At 59.1% G+C, this 23226-nt stretch carries 24 protein-coding genes; 22 read left to right on the plus strand and 2 right to left on the minus strand.

Annotation, left to right across the window (positions count from 1 at the left end; translation table 11 throughout):
- The first annotated feature begins 5 nt into the window (after nucleotides 1-5).
- From ACOYR3_RS02820 to ACOYR3_RS02870, 11 genes are all read left to right on the plus strand, one after another.
- A complete protein-coding gene (locus ACOYR3_RS02820; protein WP_422844988.1) occupies nucleotides 6-1298 on the plus strand; it encodes a hypothetical protein in 1293 nt (430 codons plus the stop codon).
- Nucleotides 1299-1424: 126 nt separating this feature from the next.
- Nucleotides 1425-1688, plus strand: coding sequence for a hypothetical protein (locus ACOYR3_RS02825; RefSeq protein WP_422844989.1), 264 nt, complete (start codon nucleotides 1425-1427; stop codon nucleotides 1686-1688).
- A gap of 181 nt (nucleotides 1689-1869) precedes the next feature.
- Entirely contained in the window at nucleotides 1870-2193 is a 324-nt protein-coding gene (locus ACOYR3_RS02830; RefSeq protein WP_422844990.1) for a helix-turn-helix transcriptional regulator, read from the plus strand.
- A complete protein-coding gene (locus ACOYR3_RS02835) occupies nucleotides 2193-2480 on the plus strand; it encodes an ogr/Delta-like zinc finger family protein (RefSeq protein ID WP_121729912.1) in 288 nt (95 codons plus the stop codon). The genes ACOYR3_RS02830 and ACOYR3_RS02835 overlap by 1 nt, the downstream gene beginning before the upstream one ends.
- Before the next feature lie 302 nt (nucleotides 2481-2782).
- A complete protein-coding gene (locus ACOYR3_RS02840; RefSeq protein WP_422844991.1) occupies nucleotides 2783-3007 on the plus strand; it encodes a hypothetical protein in 225 nt (74 codons plus the stop codon).
- 2 nt (nucleotides 3008-3009) lie between these two features.
- The gene (locus ACOYR3_RS02845; protein ID WP_422844992.1) at nucleotides 3010-3540 is read left to right on the plus strand and encodes a hypothetical protein; all 531 of its coding nucleotides are present in this window, start codon (nucleotides 3010-3012) and stop codon (nucleotides 3538-3540) included.
- Nucleotides 3537-4256 (plus strand): DUF7146 domain-containing protein, encoded by a 720-nt coding sequence (locus ACOYR3_RS02850; RefSeq protein WP_422844993.1) that lies wholly within the window; start codon nucleotides 3537-3539, stop codon nucleotides 4254-4256. Before ACOYR3_RS02845 ends, ACOYR3_RS02850 begins: the two co-directional genes overlap by 4 nt.
- Nucleotides 4257-4270: 14 nt before the next feature.
- On the plus strand, nucleotides 4271-7072 hold the full coding sequence (locus ACOYR3_RS02855; RefSeq protein ID WP_422844994.1) for a hypothetical protein: 2802 nt from the start codon (nucleotides 4271-4273) through the stop codon (nucleotides 7070-7072).
- Between the two features lie 10 nt (nucleotides 7073-7082).
- Nucleotides 7083-7433, plus strand: coding sequence for a hypothetical protein (locus tag ACOYR3_RS02860; protein WP_422844995.1), 351 nt, complete (start codon nucleotides 7083-7085; stop codon nucleotides 7431-7433).
- Between the two features lie 6 nt (nucleotides 7434-7439).
- Nucleotides 7440-7844 carry a hypothetical protein gene (locus ACOYR3_RS02865; RefSeq protein ID WP_422844996.1) on the plus strand — a complete coding sequence of 135 codons (405 nt, stop codon included), beginning with the start codon at nucleotides 7440-7442 and terminating at the stop codon, nucleotides 7842-7844.
- Between the two features lie 23 nt (nucleotides 7845-7867).
- The gene (locus ACOYR3_RS02870) at nucleotides 7868-8608 is read left to right on the plus strand and encodes a hypothetical protein (RefSeq protein ID WP_422844997.1); all 741 of its coding nucleotides are present in this window, start codon (nucleotides 7868-7870) and stop codon (nucleotides 8606-8608) included.
- 124 nt (nucleotides 8609-8732) lie between these two features.
- Here the strand turns inward: ACOYR3_RS02870 and ACOYR3_RS02875 are convergent, their stop codons facing one another.
- Both ACOYR3_RS02875 and ACOYR3_RS02880 read right to left on the minus strand, forming a co-directional pair.
- The gene (locus ACOYR3_RS02875) at nucleotides 8733-9428 is read right to left on the minus strand and encodes a YkgJ family cysteine cluster protein (RefSeq protein WP_422844998.1); all 696 of its coding nucleotides are present in this window, start codon (nucleotides 9426-9428) and stop codon (nucleotides 8733-8735) included.
- A 480-nt stretch (nucleotides 9429-9908) separates the two neighbouring features.
- Complete coding sequence (locus tag ACOYR3_RS02880; RefSeq protein ID WP_422844999.1) at nucleotides 9909-11126, minus strand: tyrosine-type recombinase/integrase; 1218 nt, start codon at nucleotides 11124-11126, stop codon at nucleotides 9909-9911.
- A gap of 700 nt (nucleotides 11127-11826) precedes the next feature.
- Here ACOYR3_RS02880 and ACOYR3_RS02885 point away from each other — a divergent pair.
- From ACOYR3_RS02885 to ACOYR3_RS02935, 11 genes are all read left to right on the plus strand, one after another.
- Nucleotides 11827-12273, plus strand: coding sequence for a hypothetical protein (locus ACOYR3_RS02885; RefSeq protein ID WP_422845000.1), 447 nt, complete (start codon nucleotides 11827-11829; stop codon nucleotides 12271-12273).
- An 81-nt stretch (nucleotides 12274-12354) separates the two neighbouring features.
- Nucleotides 12355-13350 (plus strand): FAD-binding oxidoreductase, encoded by a 996-nt coding sequence (locus ACOYR3_RS02890; RefSeq protein WP_422845001.1) that lies wholly within the window; start codon nucleotides 12355-12357, stop codon nucleotides 13348-13350.
- A gap of 18 nt (nucleotides 13351-13368) precedes the next feature.
- Nucleotides 13369-14142, plus strand: coding sequence for a glucose-1-phosphate cytidylyltransferase (gene rfbF / locus ACOYR3_RS02895; protein ID WP_422845002.1), 774 nt, complete (start codon nucleotides 13369-13371; stop codon nucleotides 14140-14142).
- Nucleotides 14133-15215 (plus strand): CDP-glucose 4,6-dehydratase, encoded by a 1083-nt coding sequence (gene rfbG, locus ACOYR3_RS02900; RefSeq protein WP_422845003.1) that lies wholly within the window; start codon nucleotides 14133-14135, stop codon nucleotides 15213-15215. Before rfbF ends, rfbG begins: the two co-directional genes overlap by 10 nt.
- Nucleotides 15212-16564, plus strand: coding sequence for a lipopolysaccharide biosynthesis protein RfbH (gene rfbH, locus ACOYR3_RS02905; protein ID WP_422845004.1), 1353 nt, complete (start codon nucleotides 15212-15214; stop codon nucleotides 16562-16564). The genes rfbG and rfbH overlap by 4 nt, the downstream gene beginning before the upstream one ends.
- Nucleotides 16565-16580: 16 nt before the next feature.
- Complete coding sequence (locus tag ACOYR3_RS02910; RefSeq protein ID WP_422846514.1) at nucleotides 16581-17417, plus strand: transketolase; 837 nt, start codon at nucleotides 16581-16583, stop codon at nucleotides 17415-17417.
- Nucleotides 17414-18334 carry a transketolase family protein gene (locus tag ACOYR3_RS02915; RefSeq protein WP_422845005.1) on the plus strand — a complete coding sequence of 307 codons (921 nt, stop codon included), beginning with the start codon at nucleotides 17414-17416 and terminating at the stop codon, nucleotides 18332-18334. Before ACOYR3_RS02910 ends, ACOYR3_RS02915 begins: the two co-directional genes overlap by 4 nt.
- Nucleotides 18335-18336: 2 nt before the next feature.
- Complete coding sequence (locus ACOYR3_RS02920) at nucleotides 18337-19278, plus strand: NAD-dependent epimerase/dehydratase family protein (protein WP_422845006.1); 942 nt, start codon at nucleotides 18337-18339, stop codon at nucleotides 19276-19278.
- A gap of 16 nt (nucleotides 19279-19294) precedes the next feature.
- Nucleotides 19295-19657: a GtrA family protein gene (locus tag ACOYR3_RS02925; protein ID WP_422845007.1), complete on the plus strand. Its 363-nt coding sequence runs from the start codon at nucleotides 19295-19297 to the stop codon at nucleotides 19655-19657.
- On the plus strand, nucleotides 19650-20582 hold the full coding sequence (locus ACOYR3_RS02930; protein WP_422845008.1) for a glycosyltransferase family 2 protein: 933 nt from the start codon (nucleotides 19650-19652) through the stop codon (nucleotides 20580-20582). The genes ACOYR3_RS02925 and ACOYR3_RS02930 overlap by 8 nt, the downstream gene beginning before the upstream one ends.
- 115 nt (nucleotides 20583-20697) lie before the next feature.
- Nucleotides 20698-22971: a DUF7024 domain-containing protein gene (locus ACOYR3_RS02935; protein ID WP_422845009.1), complete on the plus strand. Its 2274-nt coding sequence runs from the start codon at nucleotides 20698-20700 to the stop codon at nucleotides 22969-22971.
- The last annotated feature ends 255 nt before the right edge of the window (nucleotides 22972-23226 follow it).

Here is a 23226-nt window from a genome sequence, read left to right on the forward strand (position 1 = left end):
CTGTAATGAATACAAATATGACGATGACTTGCAAGGTGTGCAATGAAGATACAGATTGCCGCATTGGTTATTCAAATCGAGAAATCCAACCGTTGAGCTTTGCATGCCCACATTGCGGATCGCTGATGAGAATAACGCTGGATATTTCTGATGCGCCAGAATCGAAATTTTCATTTGAATCATGTCGGCCTTCTGATAACCAGCCTAGAAGGATGTTTGATGGATCGAATCCATTTGTTGATTTGCATCTGGATTTTCCTGTCAGATTTGGAGAGTACGTTCCAGGACTTACTCCATTTATGTATGCATCGCAGGAATTGCATGATGATGAAAATCCCATGATGGGGGTTTTAAAGATGCAGTTTCATAATGAGAGATTAAATCAATTAAATTACTTTCACAACAAGGCTGATGAAATAAAAACAATAATTCGCCTATACGGCGGAAACAATAAGCAGCTATTTAAAAAGCGCGTCAGCGATTTTCTTGAAAGAGATCAAGGGCCATCATTGAAGCCACAAGATTTAAATGCAACGCTTTATCAGTTTCTGAGTTTTGTTTTTCTGCCATTTGTGAATTTTGGCGAGGTGAAGGACGTAGTTGATGGTTTTAGTGATCTCAGTGTAAAACTTCCCAAGCCTGCGCTGGGGAGGTTCGTTGACGCGATTGTTAAAGCAGGATTTTTGGCTAATCTTCAGAAGGACTGCTTAAAGATTTATCCTGAAATCTATCATGCTGAGATGGCGCTTCGGCCAGCTCTATTTCTCGACTTAAAAGGCGACTATGAGAAGGCGAAGACTGCCGCAAGAATTTCAACAAAAGATTTTCAATCTTATAAGGATTTGTATAAAGATATTGTCGAAGTCTTTGGGCGTCAGTTGATACTTATTGCTGGGATTAATAATATTATTAAGCGTGGTGATTTTGAAGATTTTAAAAAGGTGGATGGAGGGGCTCTAAGTTCTTTGGAGAAGTTTGCTGCCAAAACGCTCTCGGATAAGTTTAAGTATCTCGATGATTGTTTTTATAATATAGACAAAGATGCGGTTGATGCTGGTGTTCGAAATTCAATTGCGCACAACAATGTTCACTATGATGAGGTGACGCAGCTAATAAGGTATTATCCCAATGGTGGGGGAATTTCCCAAACGGCTGGGGAGACGATGTATTTTTTGGATTTTATGAGAATGATTCTCGTGCTCTTTAGGGAAATGCATAATTTGCATCATCTGATTAAAATTTTGTTCTATTTTGAATTTCTAATTTTGGAAAAGGATCGCCAGGGAAGAAAGGAATGAGGTGGAGTCAATTGCAAAATTTGTAGTGAGTGCTTTGCATTCTGAAAATATCAATGATTTTCACAGGCCAACCGTCCGCATTTCGGCAGAAAACCCACCAAGTCAGCCCTGCGCTACCATCCCGTCATGACTGCCTTCATCGTCATAGTGGCCGCGCTTGGACTGCTCGCCCTGGTGGGCGGCTTGGTTGCGTTCACGTACCTTTGCGCCATGGCCACTGGTCGCGCACTGGCCTTGGTGTTTCAGGTCGAATCCGGCCAAGCGGCCTGTGAGGTGGACGAACTGCTGTCTCCCGAACACCTCGCAGAAATCGACACCCTAGTGACCACCTCGCAGCGCATGGCCCGCGATGCCCAGCGACGGGCCGAGGCGTGGTCATCGGCGCGCTGATGCGCACATAGCGCGCCGCGGCGCGCACTCTCACGTCCCCTGATTTTTTGAATTGCACCGCACCACGCGGAGCCACGGCGCGCGTCGTTTTTCCGCCCATTTCCCCCGCCACTAACTGTGGGGAGCGCAGCCACAGCATAGGTTTCTTGGCTTTCAGCAGTCCACACAAGACCATAGGGACATGCAGAAAACAGCCACGCAAACCACACCCATCCAGGCCGGTCCCGGCCCGTCCGATGTGCGCCCGTACCGCGAGCGCTTGCTACGTATTGACGATGTGTGCTTTATGACGGGCCTCGGCCGCAGCACCATCTACGCCAAGGTCAAGGCCGGAGACTTCCCCAGCGCTGTGCAACTGCACGGCACCAGCGTGGCGTGGCGCGAAACAGAGGTGGACGCCTGGATCGCCGCGCGTCCTGCGGTGGGTGCTACACCACCAGTTCCACCAGCCCAGTCCGCCAAGCCAGGCCGGGCCGCACTGGCATCTGCCATGGGGGTGCTCTGATGGCCACGCGCATGATGTTCCTGTGCCCCCACTGCAAGGGCAAGACCAAGACCCGCACCAGCCGGGGCCTGTCGCCTACGCTGCGCGAGCTGATCTACCAATGTGAAGACCCGGAATGCAGTTACAGCTTCGTCGTGCAGGCCGAAGCCGTGCGCACGCTGTCACCCTCCGGCAAGCCCGACCCATCCATCAACCTGCCGCAGTCCCCGCAGGCGCTGGTGAATGCGCATGCGCGATCAACGGAACACCAGCGCAGCGGCGCCGGGCAATTGAGCGCCCAACCGTGAGGAACTTCACGATGCAAGCCCTTGTCCCACAGCCCCCTCGCACGCTACACTGCCCCGTCACGTCAAAAAAAGGCGTGATCGGGATTGGCGTCCCGAAGACCGCTGCGACGCAAGCCGCAGTCACTCCCGCAGAGTACCTGCGGCTTGTTCGTTCGTGCCCCATTTTTTTGGCGGCTCGGGCAGGGAGCCGCAAGGCTCGCCGGTCAGCGCAAGCGGTCCCGGTACGCCAACCTGTTCGAGCTGCCGCCCTCAATTGGCGTTGGGTGCGGTGGTTGTTGCAAATCGACCGCTTGGAGGCCACCATGGCTGACCGTACTCACGCACGCGCAATCGCCGCGCGTACATCCTCGCCCGCACCGGGCACCCCCGACCCCATCCAGCTGCACGCCACTGCGCACAACGCGCTGGGCACCGCACTGCACCACCTGCGCCAGCCGCATGTGGACGCCGCCCGCGCACGCCGCAAGGTGATGCAGGCCCTGGCCGCATTGCGCGGCCTGGACGTGGCCCTGAGCCTGGAGGGGTAACCATGCACACGACCACCCACAACGCTGCCCATCCGGCAGCGCAGGCGGAGCTTTGCCTGTCGCAACTGGTGCTTGAAGCCCAGGACTTCACCGAATCCCTGCGCACCGTGCTGCGCGCCTGCCATGCCATTGCATCGCTGGCCGCTGGCGCCACGAACCCACACGCCGCCGTCAACATGGACGGCCTGGGCGAACTGCTGCATCTGCACAGCGACGCCATGGAGCAGCGTCTGGACGCCATTGGCGTGCGGATCGACGCACTGCGCACGGCCACCGGGGTACGCCACACAGACGACCGCGCAAGGCATCTCGCCATGGACGCCACCGACCAGCACACCCACATGCGCCAAGCCCAGCTCGCGTTCGAGGCCGTGGCCGACATGGCGCCCTGCGCGGCCGACACCCTCACCGGAGAAAACCTCGCCGCCGCGCTGCGCGTGCTGGCCGATGCGATGGCCGAGCGCACCGCAGCCATGGACGACATGCTCGATGCGCTGCACGCCGTGCTGGTGCAGGAAGGCCAGCCAGCATGAGCGCAGCAGGAGCAAGGCACGCCTACGAAGTGAACCGGGCGCGCATCGCCAGCCTGTGGGCAGAGGCGCGGCCGGTGTCGGTCGACGATGCGGCCGGCCGCTACCTCGCCCGCAGCGGTGCCGCGCAAGGTACATGGCCGGCAGCCTTGCGCCTGCATCCCGCGCTCGACTGCTGGCACATGCAGGCCGACCGCAAGCCGGTGTGCCTGGGCCGCTTCCCAGCGCTGCTGGCCTTGTTCGAGGTGGACACCTACCCGCGCGGCTTGCACGGCGCACCGGTGCCCCATGCGGTGGCGCTGCAGCGCATCTACCTTGCGGCCGATGGAGCGCTGGCCCCAGTGCCCGCGCCCATCAAGCTGACCGGCAAGGCTGGCCCCGCGCTGGGTGCCTGCGCGCGGCTGGCCCTGGCAGACAGCACCAGCCGCGTGATGGGCATGGCCGTGGGCATCGCCACCGCGCTGCGCATCGCCCAGGCCGCACGCATGCCCGTCTGGGCCGTGCCCGAGGCATCACTACTGGCGCATGCGCGCTGGCCCCGTGGCCTGCGACACCTGCATGTGTTCATCGATACCCGCGACCCCGGCCAATGGCGCAGCGCCGCCGAGCTGGCCCGCAAGGCCAGCGCCTGCGGCCTGCACGTCTTCCCGATGGGGGCCGACATGGCCCACGCCGAAGGCGTCCACACCGTCCCCCAATTCACCGCCACCCGGCTTTAGAAAACGACCCCACCATGGCTACAAAGAAGGCCAGCGCACCAAGCACGGGCGCGGCAAAACCCACCCCATCCGTGCCACCCGCTGGCGCCCTGCAATTCACCGTTTACACCGCCACAGTCCCCGACCGCCTGACCAAGGTTCTGACCCTGGCCCCCGATGGCACGCTGCACAAGGAAAGCGCCGCCAACATGATGCGCGGCACGGCATCGCGTGCCGTGGCGCACGGCCTGCAGGAACTGGCAGATATGCTGGAAAAGCTCGACCCCGCGCAGGCCACTAGCTGGGGCGTGTGCGATGGCAGCGTGGGCAAGCCCGTGCCCATCGTCCCCGAGCGCGAAGTGGCAGAGACACCGGGCGCCATCTCCCGCACCCGCAAGCACTTTGCCTACCCCGTAGGCCCCGGCGTGATGATGCTCGACCATGACGGCGCACCCGATGGCGAGCTGAGTGCGGACGTGTTCCGCCAGCGCCTGATAGAAGCCTGCCCAGCTCTGGCCGATGCGCCCATGCTGTGGCGCCCGAGCTGTTCCGCAGGCGTGTGCACTGCTGATGGCCGCGAGCTGTCGGCGCTCACGCGGCATCGTTTGTATATCCCCGTGCGCGACGCCTCGCGCATCCCCGAGGCCGGGCGCGCCCTGGTGCAATTGCTCTGGGCTGCAGGCCATGGCTGGTTCGACGTAGGCCGGGCAGGGCAGGCACTGGAGCGCACCCTGATCGACGCCAGCGTGTGGCAGCCCGAGCGGCTGGACTTCTGCGCGCCCCCGTTGCTGGGCAAGAGCCTGCAGCGGCCGCACGCCGCGCCGCGCATCTTTGGCGACCCTCTGGCGCTGTTCGACCTCGCGCTGATCCCGCACGACGCCGACACCCACAAGCAAGCCCAGGCGCTCAAGAAAGCGGCCCGCACCCAGCTCGCAGGCCAGTGCGCAGCGCAGCGCGAACGCTGGGTGGCGACGAACGCCCCGGCCCTGGCCAAGCGCCGGGGCATCCCCGTGGACAAGGCCCGCGACGTGCTGCAGCGCGCCAGCGCCCAGCGGGTGCTGATGGGCGACTTCGTGCTGATGGCAGAGCAGGGCAAGCCCGTCTCCGTCGGAGAAATCCTCGACCGCCCCGAGCGCTGGCACAACGCCCAGTTTGCCGACCCGCTGGACCCGGACACGGATACGCGGGTGGCCGTGGTCAACCTCAAGAGCGGCCAGCGCCCTTATCTGTTCACGCACCGCCATGGCGGCATGCGCTTCGAGCTGCTGCGCCAGAGTGCGCGCATTCAGGTGGGGCGCGGCATGCGCGTGGCCACGACCGATGCGGTGCTGGCCGTGCTGCAGGAAAGGGGCGAGCTGTTCGACTATGGCGAAGGGGCGGTGGCGTATGTGAGCGACGGCAAGGCGCGGCCCGTCACGCCCGACTGGCTCACGGACCACATGGGCCGGGTGTGCGAGTTCTACTCCATGCGCCACCGCAGAAAAGCCGATGGTGAGGAAGCGCCCGAGGAAGGACCCGAGGATGCACCTCTGTCGGTGGCCCGCGCCATCCTGGCCAAGCATGGCGAGCGCGGGTTCAAGAAGCTGGTGGCGGTGGTGACGGCGCCCACCTTGCGCATCGACGGCAGCATTCTGGACCGCCCTGGCCATGATGAAAACTCCGGCCTGCTGTTCTATTGCGAACACCCGAACCCGCCGCGTGTGCCGGTCAAACCGAGCGTGCAGGATGCCCTGGCAGCGCTTCGCTTCCTTTGGGCGCCTTTGGCCCTGTTCCCCCTGGTGGATGCCGTGGCCAACGGCGTGGCCCTGCATGGCCTGCTGTCGGCCGCACTGCGCGCCAGCCTGCCCACTGCGCCCGGCGTGGGGTTCGATGCCCCGGCCGCAGGCAGCGGCAAGACCCTGCTGGCCCGCTGTATCGGCATCCTGGCCATGGGCTCTGAACCTTCGATATTGCCCCCGGCTGACACCGACGAAGAAACCCGCAAGCGCCTGTTTGCGGTGCTGCGCGAAGGCCAGCGCGTGGTGCTGTGGGACAACGTGCGCGAGCCCTTGGGCTCTGCATCGCTCGATGCCTTCCTGACGGCCCCCACGTTTGCCGACCGGGTGCTGGGCAGTAGCGAAACCATCACCTTGCCCAACCGGGCCTTGTTCATCGCCACGGGCAACAACCTGCGCATGACTTCGGACACCTGCCGCCGCGTGCTGACGGCGCGCATCGACGCGCAGAGCGAGACGCCCTACACGCGGGACTTCTCGTTTGACCCCGCGCAGATGGTGCAGACCGACCGGCTGGCCTACGTGGTGGCGGCGCTGACCATCGTGCGGGCCTACATCACCGCAGGGCGCCCGAAGATGGCCAAAGGGCGCACGGCCAGCTTTGAGCATTGGGACGATCTGGTGAGACAGCCCATCTGCTGGCTGGCGCAGCAGGTGGCCACCCTGGCAGGAACACCCGAAGCACAGGGCTTGCCAATGCTGGCCGACCCCATGGAGGCCGCTGCACGCGCCTTCGAGCAAGACCCCGAAACCACCAAGCTGCGCGCGCTGGTGGAGGCGTGGTTTGCGGCCTTCGGGCCCGACCAGACCACGGTGGGCGGGGCCATCCGGCGCAGCGACACCGATGCCCTGCTGGCCATGGCCATGGATGACATAGCAGGGCAGGCGGGCAAGATCAATTCGCGCATGCTGGGCCGCTGGATCGAGCGCATGCAGGGGCGCATCGTGGATGGCAAACGGTTTGTGCGCATCGGGCACCGGGCAGGGCTGTTGCATTGGGCGGTGCATCAGTCGGCAGCGCTGCGGCCGATGCCTGCGGCCGACGATGTGGTCACGTTCTGAGGGCCGCAGCATGAGCGATACCAAGAACGCCGCCGCGCTGCTGGAACGCCTGCGCCACAAGGGCCTGCACCTGTCGGCCACGGCCGAGGGCAACCTGCAGGTGTGGCCCGCCGTGTGGCTCGACGAAGCCGCCAGCGAATTGATCCGGCAGCACAAGAGCGGCCTGCTGGCGCTGCTGTCGGCTGCGGCCGTGGATGTGCTGGAAGACGACCGCCACCGCTGCCGCGATTGCTACCACCTGCAGCGCAAGGGCAATTGCGCCATGGCCGCGCAAGGACGCTTGCCGGGTGTGCCCGAGTGGTACACGCCGCACAAGGATGTGCTGCAGCGCTGCCATCGGTTCTGCGCCTTGCCGTACTGACAGGCCATGCACACCAGCAAACCCACACCCATGACCGAGGCGGAGCGGCAACGGAAGCACCGGCAGAAGCGCCAGCGCGAGCTGCAGGCACTGCGCGCGGTGGTGCCCGCCACCCCGCAGGAGCGCGAGAGCGTGGCCCAGGTGCAGCGCCTCGCGGCCCAGCTCGACAAGGCCACGCGCACGGCTGCGGCGCTGCAGGCGCGCATTGATGCGATGCAGTTGGAGCAGGGCGATCTGCAGCAGTTGCGCGAGGCCGTGCGCGCCTTGATTCCGAAGCTGACCCCGGCCGCGCAGCAGGTGGTCCGCAGGCATCTGGAGGGCTGCGGCGCTGCGCAGTGGCTTGCACCCGAGGAACCGCCACAGCCTGCGGCCGCGCCGCCTTCCACCCTTTCTTCCCGCGTGTTTTTTTAACCCCAGTCCACAAGGAGTGATTCATGACGTTCGATGTTCAACAACACGCCCGCAGCGCCCAGGCTGCGCTGCACGAAGCGCTGGCCGAGCTGGCCCGCGCACGCACGGCCTACGACAACGATGCAGGCCCCAGGTTTGCCCAGGCCAAGGCGGCGCAGGAGCTGCTGGGCAGCAAGATCGAGGCGGCGGAAGCGGAAGCCGACGCGGCTTCGGATGCGTTCCACAAGGCGTTCTCTGAAGCTGGGTTTGAGAGCAGCGATGCAGCCACGCGCAGTGCGCTCAACCGCAAGAACGATGCGCAGGCCATGGCCGAGGTGATGCGGGTGGCGCAGGCCAAGGGAGCGAAGGAGCTGCAGGCGCTCGCGGCCGAGGCCAGCAGGCAGGCGCACACCTATGCGGCCGCGTACGAGCGGGCCTACGCGGCGCACGCGCGGGCCGAGGGCTACAAGGTGCTGCAGGAGGCCGGGGAAGCGGTGGCCAGGGCCATGGCGCTGGCGGCGCATGCGCCCTGCAGCACCAGCGTGCATGAGGATTCGATGGGGCGCCCGCCCAGCTCTGCGGCCATGCGCGAGGAAATGGTGGCGGCGCGGTGGGCGTTCATTCTCGATGGGCTCAAGGCCATGGCCGAAGGGCTGCCGGAGTACGGCACGCGGCCGCAGGTGGAGGCGCTGGGGGTGTTCGACCTGGGGGCGCTGACGGCGCAGGATGTGCTGACGCCTGCGCAGATTCACAAGGTGCAGTGTGGGGGGGAGATGGTGCTGTAGGGCGAAGGGTCAGCGAGAGAAAGCGCGAAGTGGCGGTGGCTGCTTCGCGCTTTTTTGTTGGGAAAATGGCCAGGAGTTTGCGTGGCTGGGCTGCGAATATGTGGCTGCAAACTGCCATGAACGGTTAGTGCGCGGCACCGTCTTCCCTCACTGTGACGACGGTTGCACTGAGAAACGCCTTCTTGCCGGAGTTGAGCCGCTTCGACACTGCGGCGTTCTGGATCGCTTCTACGAAGGCTGAGTTCAAGTCGTACACCGTGGAATCGATGCCGGCATGTTCCAGAGCTGCATAAAAACCCTCGGCCACTCCATTCGCCGCGTCGAAGATCTCCGGAATGAAGCTATTTTGTATGGTCATATCCGTTGGATGCTCATAAGAAGCTCTGCAGCCTTCTACGTCTGCAGCATGGAAGGCGCGGCACTTTGACGGCCGGACTTCGTAAATCGAGCATCGGGTTTCTTGAAGAAAGGGACAACGCTGGTTCGTAGCCAAGTGCTCAGCGTGTGTTAGACCTTTGGCCTGGGAGACGTTGCGTTGAGCCTGTTCAATGACTGCTTGAAGCTGAGCAGGGGAGAACCGTGAGAGTGCAAAGTTCTTAATTGCGAGTACCTCGGCTGCTCGCGCTTCAACCTTGTAGTAGCAGCAGTAGGCGCAGCCAGCCTTGCATGCGGGCGCGACCGAGGCTTTGCTCGCTGCGATTCGTATGGCTGCGTCCTGGCGCGCATAAAAACTGACCACGGCATGTTGAGCTGGTGAGCGTCGGAGTTCGACCCGCGTGGCACCGAATTCGGCCTGTGCGTACTGTTGAAGCGAGTGCATGAGTTGTGTCTCCTAACTTCGTAGAGCTATCCCATGTGGCTCTATCGCGCTGCGTTCATCGACTGAACAGAGCGAGGTTGAGCACAGGGTTATGCCACTGCGAACCCGCTCTCCGTTACTTCGGCCACGGCGAGAGTCATATGTACGTCCGTTGTGGCCGATTGCGGCCATGTTAGCAACGCCTGCACTCCCGACTCGCGTTAGCCTCAGTGTCCGCGGTTGGGCTGCTTAAAGCTGCTGCGGCCGCTTCGCGTTTTGCTTTGTTCTCCTGACGCTTGGCGGCGCGTGTGGATACGGGGATGGTCACAGTGGGGTCCGGAATTTTTGATTGACGCAAGATCCGTTGAGCCTCGCTGCGCACAACGAATGTGCAGCCGCAATAGGGATTCGAGCAGCAAAAGATGTGCTCCCAGGCATAGCGATCAACCTGCACGCCGGAATGAACCTTTGTTTTCGATTTGCAATGGAGGCAGGGCATTTTCATGACGCCACCTCCGCATGCAGAGGGCATCCCGACACAGCATAGTCCGCCCAGTCCTGCATGATGGCGGCGCGCTTTTCCAGCATGTCCCCGCGCCGGTAAGCGGCTTCGGTCCGGGTGTCGATGGCGTGGGCCAGACACAGCTCCACGGCATCGCGCGCGTGGCGCGTCATCTCCCCGGCCCAGTCCCTGAACGTTGAGCGAAAGCCATGCGGCACCGCTGCCAGTCCGTGCCGCCGCATCAAGGCCGTAAGGGTCATATCGGACAGCGGGCCTTTTCGGTTGGAGGGGAACACATGCTCGACCGAGGGGATGCGCGGCTGTGCCCTGAGCAGTTCCAGCGCTTGGCGTGACAGGGGCACGCGGTGTTCCCTGTTGGACTTCATCCGTTCGGCGGGCACCGTCCACAGACCTGCCTCTAGATCGACCTCGCTCCAGACCATGCCCCGCACTTCGCCCGAGCGTGCGGCCGTGAGGATCAAGAAGCGCAGCGCGCGGGCGCTCTGGTCATCCATGGCCAGCAGCCGCTGGTAGGTGTCGGGCAGCATGGCCACGGGCACGGCCGCGTGGTGTTTGACGGGCGCCAGCTTGTTCGGGTCCGCCAGGATGTGTTCGAGCTGGCTGCGCCAGCGGGCAGGGTTGGGGCCAGTGCGGTGGCCATGGGCCGTGGCCCAGTCCAACACCTGCTCGATACGGCCGCGCAGCCGCGAGGCGGTTTCTGTCTTGGTCTTCCAGATGGGCGCCAGCACCTGCAGCACGTGGGCCTGCCCGATGTCTGCCACCTGCAGGTGCCCGATATGGGGGAATGCATAGGTGGCCAGGGTGCTGCGCCATTGCTTCGCATGCTTGAGGCTGCGCCATGTGCCTTCGTGTTCGGCAATGAACGCTTCGGCCGCGTCATCAAAGCGCACCTGCCGCGCTATGGCTTGCCGGGCCGCTTCGCGCTGGGCCTGGCGGGCCTGCAGCGGGTCAACACCGCCCAGGCGCAGTTTGAGGGCGTTGCGGGCGGCTTCGCGCGCTTCAGCCAGGCCGACCAGCGGATAGCTGCCCAGGCCCATGCGGCGGCGGTGGCCATCGTGCACATAGCGCAACACCCAGGCGCGTGAGCCGCCTTCGATCTTGAGATACAGACCCGACACGCCACCCACGGCGTAAGAGCCATCGCTGCGCAGGCGGGAGACTTCCAGAGAGGTTTTTTCGAGGATTCGTTTGGGCATGGATACCGTGCAGCCTGCTGGCCATTGCCAGGGAACTGTGATTAAACACAGTATCAGTGTGCCATCCGACCGGGGGCGCCTGGTAGGGTTTGGTGGGTTTTGAAGGGTTTTTTTCCGACGAAACGCGAGCAAGTGAAAAAGCAGCGGGGCAACTCGCAGACCAGCAGGCCGGGCTGGCTGGTGGGGTTTGTAGGCTTTGGAGGGTTTACCGACCGTCGAAGCGCGAGCAAGTGAAAAGGACAGAGGCCCGGTTTTGTGGCCTGCGCGCCGGGGCCGACTGGTGGGGTTTGTAGGCTTTGAGGGGTTTGCGGACCGTCCAAGCGCGCGCCTGTATGTAGAATCGCGCCTCCCAATCAGGGCGCTTACAAAGCAGGGCTGGGGGCAACTCTGGGGGCAACTCCCGTTCCATGAAAGTCGCAAATTCAATTGCGACAACAGGTTACGGCGTTCTTTCGGTAGAGCCCCAGCCACCACTATTGAAACCCCAACCATTCCCGGTTGGGGTTTTTTCTTTTGTGTTCCCGGCTGGCTTCAACTATCCCCTTGGGGCGCCGGACAACTTTGCGGTCTTCGTCGGCGGGTTGTCTGCCAGCTCGGCAGCTGGCACGGACCTCCAGGGCAAAAAACCTCGGCGGTTCCCGGGCGGCATCACGACGCAGTGTTGCTGTGGCACTAGCTGCTCTGCTTGACCGTGTTCCGGATGATCCGTCCCGCCCTGCCACTGCTGTGGGGTGAGGGCATTGAGCGGGAGCTGCGCCTTCGCGCACTCTTGTTGCCTAGCCGCAAGCTTGTCGCGGATGCGTTTTTCGGTGATCGAGCCTTCCTCCCCGAACGGGCTCGCGCGATGCGCAACCTCTTTTTATCTTCGCCCTCGCTGGCAAACGAGGATGAAGGGGGCCTGCGGCGATTAGGTCTGTCCACCCTCCCGTTTAGAATGATAAAAGAGGATCAGAAATACAGTGGGGTCCGTGGCGGGGAAAAGATTGGTAACAATTTGACAAGAGGGGTAATGGGAATCGGTCGTGATGCAAGTCGCCAGGATGATCTTTGCTGTTGCGATGACCAAGGCATCAATTCCAATGAAAAAAAAAGCGCCCATGATGCTGATGCGCCATGCATTGGTAACGCAGCAAAAATGCAGGTGTGAACGCCAAGCCATCCCTCAAAATTCCCGAAAATTTTTGAATGCGCTTTGAAAAAAATATTATTCACGGCGAAGGTAAATAAGTTGACGACGATTGCGCTTCATTCTGGTATCAGTTTTTTGGCGAAAGAGGGCGGCTCTATCCTTGATTCGGCGATGTCGGCCGGTTTTTCTTTGCCATATAGTTGTAAAACGGGGCGTTGCAGTACTTGCAAGTGCAAGGTTCTGCAGGGTTCAACCGTGGCACTTCATCCAGAATCAGGTCTGACAGATGAAGAAAGAGATGAGGGATGGATTCTGAGTTGCGTTCGGGCGGCCCAGTCGGATGTTCTCTTGAATATCGATGATCTCGGAGATATCAAGTTACCCGCGGCCAGAACACTGCCATGCAAGATCGCCGAAATCAGACTTTTGGCCCCCGACGTGGCATTGATAAAGTTGCGGCTGCCCCCGACAAGTGGTTTTAACTTTGTTCCGGGCCAATATGTTGATGTTATTGGTCCGAATGGCGTTCGGCGCAGCTATTCGCTTGCCAGTTGTCGTTCCGAACAGCAGGTATTGGAGCTTCATGTACGGCGTGTCGACGGCGGTGTGATGTCCCGCTATTGGTTTGGCGAAGCCAAGGTGAATGATCTGCTTCGCCTCCATGGGCCCTTGGGGACGTTTTTCCTACGAGAGTTTGCCGGAGTGGATCTGATCTTTCTGGCGACGGGCACCGGTATTGCACCTGTCAAAGCCATGCTTGAGTCCATTGCTGACTTGCCCGCTGAAAAGCAGCCCAAGTCGGTAACCGTCTTGTGGGGCGGTCGCATGCGCCAAGACTTGTATATTGATCTGACGGCTGTCTCTGTAAAGCATCGATACATACCTGTCTTGTCTCGCGCCGGGGCTGATTGGGAGGGTGCGCGAGGGCATGTCCAGCAGGTGCTGTTGTCATTGCAGCCCGATTTGAAAAATGCTGTTGTATATGCTTGCGGATCCGATCCCATGATCCGTGATGCAGGGCATTTGCTGAAGCAAGCGGGCTTGCCGGAAAACCGCTTTTACTCCGATGCCTTTGTGTGTTCGGCAACCAATTAATTTACAGTGGATTAAGCTATGAAAGCAGTCATTCTTGCCGGGGGGCTCGGTACACGTTTGAGCGAGGAAACATCGGTGCGTCCAAAGCCGATGGTAGAAATTGGTGGCAAGCCAATTCTCTGGCACATCATGAAGATGTACTCGCACCATGGAGTGAATGACTTTATCATCTGCTGTGGCTTCAAAGGATATTTGATTAAAGAGTACTTCGCCAACTACTTCCTTCACATGTCCGATATCACCTTTGATATGCAGGTCAACCAGATGGAGGTGCATCAAAAGCGTGCCGAGCCTTGGAAGGTGACTTTGGTGGATACGGGGGAAAACACCATGACCGGCGGACGCCTTCGCCGTGTTGCCGATTATGTTAAGAACGACGATGCGTTTTGCTTGACTTACGGCGATGGCGTGGGGGACAACGATATCGCGGCCACGATCGCGTTCCACCACAAGCACGGTAAGGCCGCAACACTCACGGCCACCTATCCCCCCGGCCGTTTTGGTGCGCTCGACATTGACAACGGCCAGGTCAAGAGCTTCAAGGAAAAGCCTCGGGGTGATGGAGCGCTGATCAACGGGGGATTTTTTGTCTTGTCCCCGCAGGTACTTTCGTACCTCAAGGATGACAGCACCATTTGGGAGCAAGACCCCTTGATGCAACTTGCTGCAGACGGCGAATTGATGGCGCATCCGCATTACGGTTTTTGGCAGCCCATGGACACCTTGCATGACAAGAACACCCTGGAAAAGCTGTGGGCGAGCGGGGCGGCTCCCTGGAAAAAATGGAACTGAAGCACGTGGCGGAACAAACCAATCCCGATTTTTGGCGCGGCAAACGCGTCCTGCTGACCGGTCACACCGGATTCAAAGGCAGCTGGTTGAGCCTGTGGCTGCAATCCATGGGGGCGACGTTGCGTGGAATTGCGCTGGAGCCGCCGACCAATCCCGCGCTGTTTGACGTGGCACGTGTTGCAGACGGCATGGAGCACCGTATCGTCGACATCCGTGATCTTGGTGCCGTGAAGTCACAAATGGACGAGTTCCAGCCGGAGATCGTTATCCACATGGCTGCGCAACCGCTGGTCCGGCTGTCTTATAACCAACCTGTCGAGACCTATGCCACCAACGTCATGGGTACGGTTCACGTCCTGGAGGCGGCTCGTCATGCGGGTTCCGTCAAAGCCATCGTCAACATCACGACGGACAAGTGCTATGAAAACCGTGAATGGGTTTGGGGCTATCGTGAAGATGAGCCCATGGGCGGCCACGATCCGTACTCCAACAGCAAGGGGTGCGCGGAACTGGTGACCTCCGCCTACCGCAGGTCTTTTCTCAAGGATGCGGGCATTGCGGTGGCAACCGTCCGCGCGGGCAACGTGATCGGAGGAGGCGATTGGGCGCTGGACCGGCTTGTTCCGGACATACTCCGTGCCCTGGAAGCGCGTGAACCTGTGCTGATCCGAAATCCACACGCCATTCGCCCGTGGCAGCATGTGCTGGAGCCTCTGTCGGGCTACCTGCTGTTGGCAGAGCGCTTGTACCTGCTTGGGCAACTCGATGCAGAGGGCTGGAATTTTGGCCCGCGTGACGAAGATGCGCGCCCCGTGCAATGGATTGTCGAACACCTGTGCAACAACTGGGGTCGTGGTGCAACTTGGACCTTGCAGCCTGGCGACCATCCCCATGAGGCCAGCTTTTTGAAGCTGGATATTTCCAAAGCACGGCAGCGCCTGCAATGGGTCCCCCGCTGGTCCTTGGAGCTCGCGCTCGAACGCATTGCCGAGTGGCATCAGGCCTGGTTGCAAGGACAGGATATGCGCACCGTTTGTCTGACCCAGATTAATCAATACGAATCCGTACTATGAACGCGACAACCATCAATTTTCAACCGCAGCTTGACAAGCTGCGCAGCCAGATCAGCGACCTGGTGCAGCAATACGCCGACATCGCCTACACGCCCAAGGCGTTTGTGCCCGGGGAGAGCGCAATACCTGTGTCTGGCAAGGTGATCGGTGCCAAGGAACTGCAGCTCATGGTTGAGGCCTCGTTGGACGGATGGCTGACCACCGGCCGCTTCAACGCAATGTTCGAGCAGCGCTTGGCGCAGTTCCTGGGCGTCAAGTACGCAATCACTGTGAACTCAGGCTCGTCCGCCAACTTGGTGGCGTTCTCTACGCTGACCAGCCCCAAGTTGGGGGACCGTGCCATCAAGCAAGGAGACGAGGTGATTGGCGTGGCCGCCGGCTTCCCCACCACGGTCAACCCGATCATTCAATTTGGCGCTGTGCCGGTGTTTGTCGATGTGGACCTGGCCACGCACAACATTGACGTGACCAAGCTGGAGGCCGCAATCACGCCCAAGACCAAGGCCATCATGCTGGCCCACAGCCTGGGCAATCCCTTTAATCTTGAAGTGGTCACCACGTTGTGCAAGCAGCACAACCTGTGGCTGGTGGAAGACTGCTGCGACGCGCTGGGTGCGACCTATAACGGCCAGCTGGTGGGCACCTTTGGCGACATCGCCACATTGAGCTTCTATCCCGCGCACCACATCACCATGGGCGAAGGCGGCGCAGTGTTCACCAACAATGCGGAGCTCAAGCTGATCGCTGAATCGTTCCGCGATTGGGGACGTGATTGCTACTGCCCACCCGGCAAGGACAACACCTGCGACAAGCGGTTTTGCTGGACCAAGAAAGAACTGGGTGGCGATCTGCCGGACGGCTACGACCACAAGTACACCTACAGCCACCTCGGCTACAACCTGAAGATCACCGACATGCAGGCTGCCTGCGCATTGGCGCAGATGGACCGCGTAGACGAATTTATCGCCAAGCGGCGGGCCAACTTCACCTACCTCAAGAACCGTCTGGCCAGTGTCGAGCAGTTTCTGCACCTGCCAGAAGCGACTCCGAACTCCGAGCCCTCATGGTTCGGCTTCCCGCTGGTGCTCAAGAAGACCGCGGGGGTCAAGCGAACCGATTTGATCAATTTCCTCGAACAAAACAAGATTGGCACGCGCCTCTTGTTTGCGGGCAATCTGACCAAGCAACCCTATATGGCGGGCCGCAACTTCCGGGTCAGCGGTGAGCTGACCAACACCGATATCGTCATGAACCAGACCTTCTGGCTTGGCACGTTCCCGGGGCTGGGTGAAGAACAGCTGGACTACATCGCCGAAAAGCTGGAAGAGTTTTTCGGCGTCAACTTTTGAGGACGGCCCCGTGACGATGCCCATCCCACAAGCATGCGATCAGCGGTTTGCGCCCGGCCGCATGCGCCAGACGGTGCTGAACATGGCGTACGCAGGATCGACGGTGCACATCGCTTGTGCATTTTCGATCATTGAACTTCTGACGGTGCTCTACCGCAGCCACCTGCGCTACCCAGGAAACAATCCACGAGCAGAAGGGCGCGACTATCTCGTGCTCAGCAAGGGGCACGGCGTCATGGCGCAATACGCCTGCATGCACGAACTGGGGTGGCTTGACGATGCCCATATCCAAGGCTACTTCAAGGATGGCAGCGCATTGAAGGGCTTGTCGGACTCTCGCGTGCCGGGCCTGGAAGTCACGTCGGGATCACTGGGCCATGGCTTTTCCGTGGGGGTTGGCATTGCCATGGGCTTGCAGCGCAAGGGTACCGACCAAAAAGTCTTTGCCATCGTGGGGGACGGTGAACTCAATGAAGGACCCATCTGGGAAGGGGCGCTGGTGGCAGCGCACCACGGCCTGGACAACCTGATGCTGATCGTTGACAAAAACGGCTTTCAGGCCATGGGCACTACCGATGACGTTTTGTCGTTGGGGGATCTGTCGGCCAAGTTCCTGAGCTTTGGATTTGAAACACTCGAGGTGGATGGCCACGACGAAGCCGCCATTGACGCGGCCATCCGCCAGCTGTGGCAAACCGGCACCGGCAAACCCAAGGCACTGATTGCGCGCACGGTCAAAGGCAAAGGCGTGCCCTTCATGGAGTCAGACAACCGCTGGCATTACACCCGGTTGACCGAAAAAACATTTGCCGAGGCCATGGATGCACTCGGCTTTTCAGGAGTGCGCCCATGAGAGAGGCCTTCTCCAGTGCCTTGGTACGACTGGCGCTCGCAGACCCGAAAGTGCTGTTGCTGACCGGGGACCACGGTTATGCGCTGTTTGATGAATTTCGCAAGCAATGCCCTCAGCAATACATCAATGCTGGCATCGCCGAACAAAACATGGTCGGCATGGCTGCGGGCTTGGCCCGGGTGGGCTTTCGGCCTTTTGTTTACGGTCTTGCGGCATTTGTGCCCGTCCGTACGGTTGAGCAGATCAAACTCGACATTGCCCATGACGATCTGCCCGTCGTACTACTGGGCGACGGTGCTGGGCTCGTGTACAGCCACCTGGGTACAAGCCACCAGTCCACCGAAGACATTGCATGCACCCGTTCGATTCCCGGCTTGACCGTGCTGTCACCCTCCGATCGTTTTGAGATGACGGCGTGCATGGATTACGCCTACGCGGACAACGGCCCCGTCTATCTGCGCATGGGCAAATCGGACCGTGGCGACGTCCACGCAGGGCCTGTGGGTGCGCTGGGGGCTGGGCGCCTGCTCAAGGTGCGCGATGGCCGGGCAGACCAACCCGGACTTATTGCAACGGGATCAATGACGCGGACCGCCCTGGACATTGCGCAGACGCTCGACCTCGCCGTGTGGAGCGCGCCAGTGCTCAAACCCTTGCTGCCTGACGACGTGTGCGCCGCAGCTCGCGAATGCCGAGGCTTGGTCACCCTGGAGGAGCATTCAGTGTTGGGCGGCCTGGGCGCTGCCGTGGTGGAAATCACCAGCGAACATCAGCCAGTCCGCGTGCTGCGCATCGGGGTACCGGACAAATTCACGGAACATTGCGGTACCCACGCCTATTTATTGCGTGAGTTCAGTTTGGATGCGCCCGCCGTCCAGGCCCGAGTGGCAGCCTTCTGTGGTCAGCCCAAAGATTGACCATGCGTGTTGCTATTCTCGGCGCGACCAGCCAAATCGCGAAAGACTTGATCAGGCGGATGGCCGAATCGGGGCGCTACCAACTGTTCTTGTATGCACGGCGTCCGGTGGCACTCCCGATATTGCTGGGGGACCGTGCAGATGCCGCAGTGGCCCACGTCGGGGATTACGCGTCCTTTAGTGCAGAGCAAGAATTCGACGCCTTGATCAACTTTGTCGGCGTCGGAAATCCTGCGGCAGCCGCCAAGATGGGGGCAGATATCCTGGATGTCACCCTTCAATTTGACCAGATCGCGCTCAACTATCTTCACGCGCATCCCCATTGCCGATACGTTTTCTTGAGCAGCGGTGCGGCTTATGGCTCAAACTTTGAGCATCCTGTCGACGCCAGCAGTTGTGCAAGTATTGCCATTAACCACCTCAAGTCACAAGATTGGTATGCCGTAGCCAAGTTGCATGCCGAGTGTCGCCACCGAGCGTTGACACATCTTCCTATTGTGGATGTCCGGGTATTCAACTATTTCAGTCGCACGCAAGATATGTCGGCAAGATTTTTCATCACTGATGTGCTTCGTGCTATTCAGTCTGGAGAAATATTGGTGACATCGCCGGACAATATTGTTCGCGACTACATCGGGCCCGATGATTTCTTTCAGTTGATATCCAGAAGCCTTGCGGCGCCTGCCGCCAATGATGTGGTGGATTGTTATACCCAGGATCCGGTGGATAAATTCACGCTGCTTGAATCCATGAAAGACCGATTTGGCCTGCATTATGAGGTCTCGCAGGCGCCGGCAGGTATTAATGCCACAGGGCTGAAGATGAACTATTTTTCGCGCAATCGACGTGCAGAAGCTTTCGGCTATGTGCCTTCGAAAAGTTCATTGCAAACCGTGCTGGACGAGGCTGCTCATGTTCTTCAGCCACGGCCCTCGTGCTTTTGAGCCGTAGGGCATCGAAATGCAAAACCAGTTTTTGCGATTCTTGGCTGTTGGTGTGCTGAATACTGCGTTCGGCTATGGGTTGTTTGCAATATTCCTGGCGATCAATCTTCACTACAGCCTTGCACTTGCCTTGGCAACGGTTCTGGGGGTTTTGTTCAACTTTAAGACCTTTGGGACCCTTGTCTTCAGGTCGCATGACAACAAGAGGATATTTCGATTTATCCTGGTGTACGTCGTTGTTTATTCAATAAATGTTGCCGGAATCGCGTTGCTCGCCAGAATTCAGATAAGTCCGTTTTGGGGTGGGGCGGTGATGCTGCTTCCCTGTGCGCTGTTGGCTTTTGTGCTCCAAAAAAAGTTTGTATTTAATCATGAATAAACTGATAAGTATTGTCACGCCTTGCTACAATGAGGGTGAAAATATTGAAGAGCTGTGCCAGCGGGTGTCTGCTGTCATGGCAAAATTGCCTTATGAATACGAGCATATTTGCATAGATAATTGCTCGCAAGACGATACTGTAGCAAAATTGCGGAAAATATCGTCCGCTGATAAGCGGGTAAAGATAATAGTCAATGCTCGCAATTTTGGGCACATTCGATCGCCCTTTCATGCGCTGCTGCAAGCCAAGGGGGATGCTGCGATTTTGATTGCGTCCGATCTCCAAGACCCTCCAGAAATGATCCCGGAGTTCATTGAAAAATGGGAGAAGGGGTTTAAAACGGTATTGGCTGTAAAACCAGAGAGCGAAGAGTCGCCTGGAATGTTTTTTGTGCGAAAGCTGTACTACAATACAATAAGTAAAATTTCTGAGGTCCCGCAGGTGAAAAATGCGACGGGCGCGGGGCTTTTTGACCGAGTTGTGTTGGACGTCTTGAAAACGTTGAACGACCCGTATCCGTATTTTCGCGGCCTTTTGTGCGAAATAGGCTTTCCAATAGCAACGGTTCCATTCAAGCAGCCCAGGCGCAAGCGAGGCATCACTAGCAATAATTTCTACACGCTTTTTGATATTGCGATGTTGGGAATTACAAATCACTCCAAGATTCCTCTTAGAGTGATGACGATGGGCGGTTTTGTGCTGTCTTTTTTGAGCCTCTTGGTGGCGATCGGCTTTTTGCTGGCTAAATTTATTTTTTGGAATTCTTTCCAGCTGGGGATCGCTCCAATCATCATTGGAATCTTCTTTTTTGCTGCCGTGCAAACCTTTTTCATGGGGCTGCTTGGCGAGTATATTGGATCGATACATACGAAAGTGCGCAATATGCCCCTCGTCATCGAGGCGGAAAGAGTCAACTTTGATTGAAGTACCGTTCAAGAGATTGGAGATGCGTGCTTCTCTGCTCGGATGGTAATTTCTTTTGAGAAGATTGAGTCGGATAAGTGTATTGAATTGGGTGAAATAAAGAACGGCGCCGATAGTGAGTGATGTAAAACAAAAGCCAAATGACCTCCTGGCCACGGCGACAGGGGAGGTCTTGCGTTCAGAGTGGGTGTACTGGGCTGGCGGAGCACTCTTTGCATTCGCCGTCGCCTATTTGCTGATGTCGGGCGGTGGGCTGCCGATACTGTCGACGCCTTTTTCTTATGCGGGTGACGGTCTTTTCCACTCCTGGATGGCCCAGCGTGTCATCGAAGGCTGGCTCTTCGATAATCCCCGAAGTGGCTACCCTTTTGGCTCTCTTTTTCTGGATTATCCCGGGTCTGATGCTGCAAGCCACTTGCTTTTGAAAATTCTTGGCATGGCAGGTGGGGGATTCCCCGCTGCCATGAACCTGTATTTTCTGCTGGGGTTTGCTGTTGCATTCGCGGCTTCGTACCTGGTACTAAGAAAGCTCGGGCTCTCGATTGCGCTGGCTTTGGTAGGGGCTTTTGCGTTTGATTTTCTTCCGTTTCATTTTCTTCGTCTGAGGCACCTTTTTTATACTTGGTACTTTGTTGTGCCGGTTTTTTTCTATTTGGGCTTCCGCTGCTTCGATGCGACAGAGTCGACTCCAAGACCGTCGACGAGGAAGATAGTTCTGTTGATCATAGGATTAATAGCTGTTGCATCTTTCGGCGTGTACAACGCCTTGTTTGGCGTGATCGTGCTTGCTGTTGCTGGCGCGGCCGGTGCGATAGCGCGCAGGAGTTTGAGGCCCTTGTGGTGGGCGTCCGCTTGTGGAGCGATAGTCGCTGTCGGCGTGCTGTTGAATGTTCTGCCAAATATTGCTCACCGGAGTGTGGATGGAGCAAACCCAGAAGTTGCACAGCGCTCTCCGGCGGAGGCGGAAATCTACGGTCTGAAATTGACCCAACTCATTATTCCCCGCCTGGCGCATCGCAACGAGCATTTGGCAGAGATCACCAGCAGATACAACCGAGGGACCCCTCTTAGTAACGAGAATGTTACTGCGACCCTGGGCATGATCGGCGCGATCGGTCTGCTGGTCCTTTTCGCTGCTTTGGTAGTTCGCGTTGCAGGCGGCAGGGTTGACGACAGAATTTCTTTGCTTGCGCTTGTGGTGCTGGTTCTGTTCCTGTTTGGCACGGTGGGTGGTCTTGGATCTCTTTTCGCTAATATCGTTTCCCCGGCAATCCGTGGCTGGAATCGGATAAGTGTATTCATTGCCTTCGGTGCTATTGCAGGGTTTCTGATCCTGTTGCAGAGCCTTTTGCAGCGTTATTTGACTCCGCAACGCAGCAGGATGGTTTTTGCCGCTGTCGCGATGCTTCTTGCGGTGCTGGTGTATTACGATCAGACCACTCCCGCATGTCCCTCGTGCAACGCACAAACCCAGCGTGACTTTGAAAACGACCGCGCTTTCGTTCAAGCCATCGAAGGGCAGTTAGCAGCGGGAGCGGCGGTTTACCAGCTACCCTACATGCCTTTCCCGGAGGCACCCTCTCAGCATCAACTGCCAGAATATGGATTGACGGCAGGATTCGTGCATTCAAAAGCACTGCGTTGGAGTTATGGTGGAATGAAAGGCCGACCCGGCGACCTTTTTTTCCGCGGATTGGCGCAGGAGCCGATAGAGCGTCAAATTGAGGTCATCCGGAGGCTCGGTTTCTCGGGAATCTACATTGACCGGCGTGGCTATGCCGACAAGGGGGAAGAAATCGTTGCGCAACTGACGGCTGCGCTTGGTTACGGTCCCTCGCTGGAGCATGCCGCGCATAAGCTGGTTTTTTTTCCGCTTAACGAAAGCGCGAAGGTGCAGCTCGAGGGGCTCAGTGCTGACGAGATCATGCGCAAGGCAGGTTATCGGGCGGACCGGCTGGGTCAACGCCACCAGGCCAGCCTTGCGGAGGGAATCGACTTTACGCGGAGTACGTGGCCCGAATTCATCCGCGATGCCCGGGGTATTTCTGCTCCCGAGCCGTGGGGGCGCTGGTCCGATGCAAATATTGACAGGGTTGTCCGGTTCGATTTCCTTTCCGCGCTTCCCGCCAAATTCACCTTGGTTCTGTCTGCTCGGCCCTTTGGCCGGGATGGAGAGCAAGCGGTTGCGGTCCGTATTGGCGGCCAAACTCACCGCGTGGTGCTTCGGGGTGAAACGTCAGAAACCCGTCTGCCGATTGTCTTGGGCGACAGTTCCGCCGATGCGATTGAATTCATTCCCGAGAATCCTGTTTCACCTCAACAATTGGGGGTGAACGGGGATCCACGTAAACTTGGAATCGGTTTTGTGCGCCTGCGTTTAGAGCCCTGACTCCTGCACCCTGCGGGCTTTGCGGAGTTGCGCAGTGGAGAACGCATGGGCGGCGTTTTCCACCGGGGTTCGGGACGGTTCCTGTCGTGAAGGCCTGTCTGTGCTTCGTAGCTCCGGAAAGGTAGGGCTGGTACCCAGCACTGGGCTCGGCGAGGAGGAGCGGCCCAGGGTTTTGCGGTAGGATGCGGGCCGGTTGAAGCTCTCGCGCCAGCACGTGGGGCCGTTTGGTTTTCATTCTGCTGTGGGCGGGTGCAT

It is taken from the genome of Acidovorax sp. M2(2025) (genome assembly GCF_049330835.1).
Lineage (GTDB): Bacteria > Pseudomonadota > Gammaproteobacteria > Burkholderiales > Burkholderiaceae_C > Acidovorax.

Coding starts and splice junctions, on each gene's coding strand:
- ACOYR3_RS02820 (WP_422844988.1), top strand. CDS start 6: ATGAATACAAATATGACGATGACTTGCAAGGTGTGCAATGAAGATACA.
- ACOYR3_RS02825 (WP_422844989.1), top strand. CDS start 1,425: ATGACTGCCTTCATCGTCATAGTGGCCGCGCTTGGACTGCTCGCCCTG.
- ACOYR3_RS02830 (WP_422844990.1), top strand. CDS start 1,870: ATGCAGAAAACAGCCACGCAAACCACACCCATCCAGGCCGGTCCCGGC.
- ACOYR3_RS02835 (WP_121729912.1), top strand. CDS start 2,193: ATGGCCACGCGCATGATGTTCCTGTGCCCCCACTGCAAGGGCAAGACC.
- ACOYR3_RS02840 (WP_422844991.1), top strand. CDS start 2,783: ATGGCTGACCGTACTCACGCACGCGCAATCGCCGCGCGTACATCCTCG.
- ACOYR3_RS02845 (WP_422844992.1), top strand. CDS start 3,010: ATGCACACGACCACCCACAACGCTGCCCATCCGGCAGCGCAGGCGGAG.
- ACOYR3_RS02850 (WP_422844993.1), top strand. CDS start 3,537: ATGAGCGCAGCAGGAGCAAGGCACGCCTACGAAGTGAACCGGGCGCGC.
- ACOYR3_RS02855 (WP_422844994.1), top strand. CDS start 4,271: ATGGCTACAAAGAAGGCCAGCGCACCAAGCACGGGCGCGGCAAAACCC.
- ACOYR3_RS02860 (WP_422844995.1), top strand. CDS start 7,083: ATGAGCGATACCAAGAACGCCGCCGCGCTGCTGGAACGCCTGCGCCAC.
- ACOYR3_RS02865 (WP_422844996.1), top strand. CDS start 7,440: ATGCACACCAGCAAACCCACACCCATGACCGAGGCGGAGCGGCAACGG.
- ACOYR3_RS02870 (WP_422844997.1), top strand. CDS start 7,868: ATGACGTTCGATGTTCAACAACACGCCCGCAGCGCCCAGGCTGCGCTG.
- ACOYR3_RS02875 (WP_422844998.1), bottom strand. CDS start 9,428: ATGCACTCGCTTCAACAGTACGCACAGGCCGAATTCGGTGCCACGCGG.
- ACOYR3_RS02880 (WP_422844999.1), bottom strand. CDS start 11,126: ATGCCCAAACGAATCCTCGAAAAAACCTCTCTGGAAGTCTCCCGCCTG.
- ACOYR3_RS02885 (WP_422845000.1), top strand. CDS start 11,827: ATGATCCGTCCCGCCCTGCCACTGCTGTGGGGTGAGGGCATTGAGCGG.
- rfbF (WP_422845002.1), top strand. CDS start 13,369: ATGAAAGCAGTCATTCTTGCCGGGGGGCTCGGTACACGTTTGAGCGAG.
- rfbG (WP_422845003.1), top strand. CDS start 14,133: ATGGAACTGAAGCACGTGGCGGAACAAACCAATCCCGATTTTTGGCGC.
- rfbH (WP_422845004.1), top strand. CDS start 15,212: ATGAACGCGACAACCATCAATTTTCAACCGCAGCTTGACAAGCTGCGC.
- ACOYR3_RS02910 (WP_422846514.1), top strand. CDS start 16,581: ATGCCCATCCCACAAGCATGCGATCAGCGGTTTGCGCCCGGCCGCATG.
- ACOYR3_RS02915 (WP_422845005.1), top strand. CDS start 17,414: ATGAGAGAGGCCTTCTCCAGTGCCTTGGTACGACTGGCGCTCGCAGAC.
- ACOYR3_RS02920 (WP_422845006.1), top strand. CDS start 18,337: ATGCGTGTTGCTATTCTCGGCGCGACCAGCCAAATCGCGAAAGACTTG.
- ACOYR3_RS02925 (WP_422845007.1), top strand. CDS start 19,295: ATGCAAAACCAGTTTTTGCGATTCTTGGCTGTTGGTGTGCTGAATACT.
- ACOYR3_RS02930 (WP_422845008.1), top strand. CDS start 19,650: ATGAATAAACTGATAAGTATTGTCACGCCTTGCTACAATGAGGGTGAA.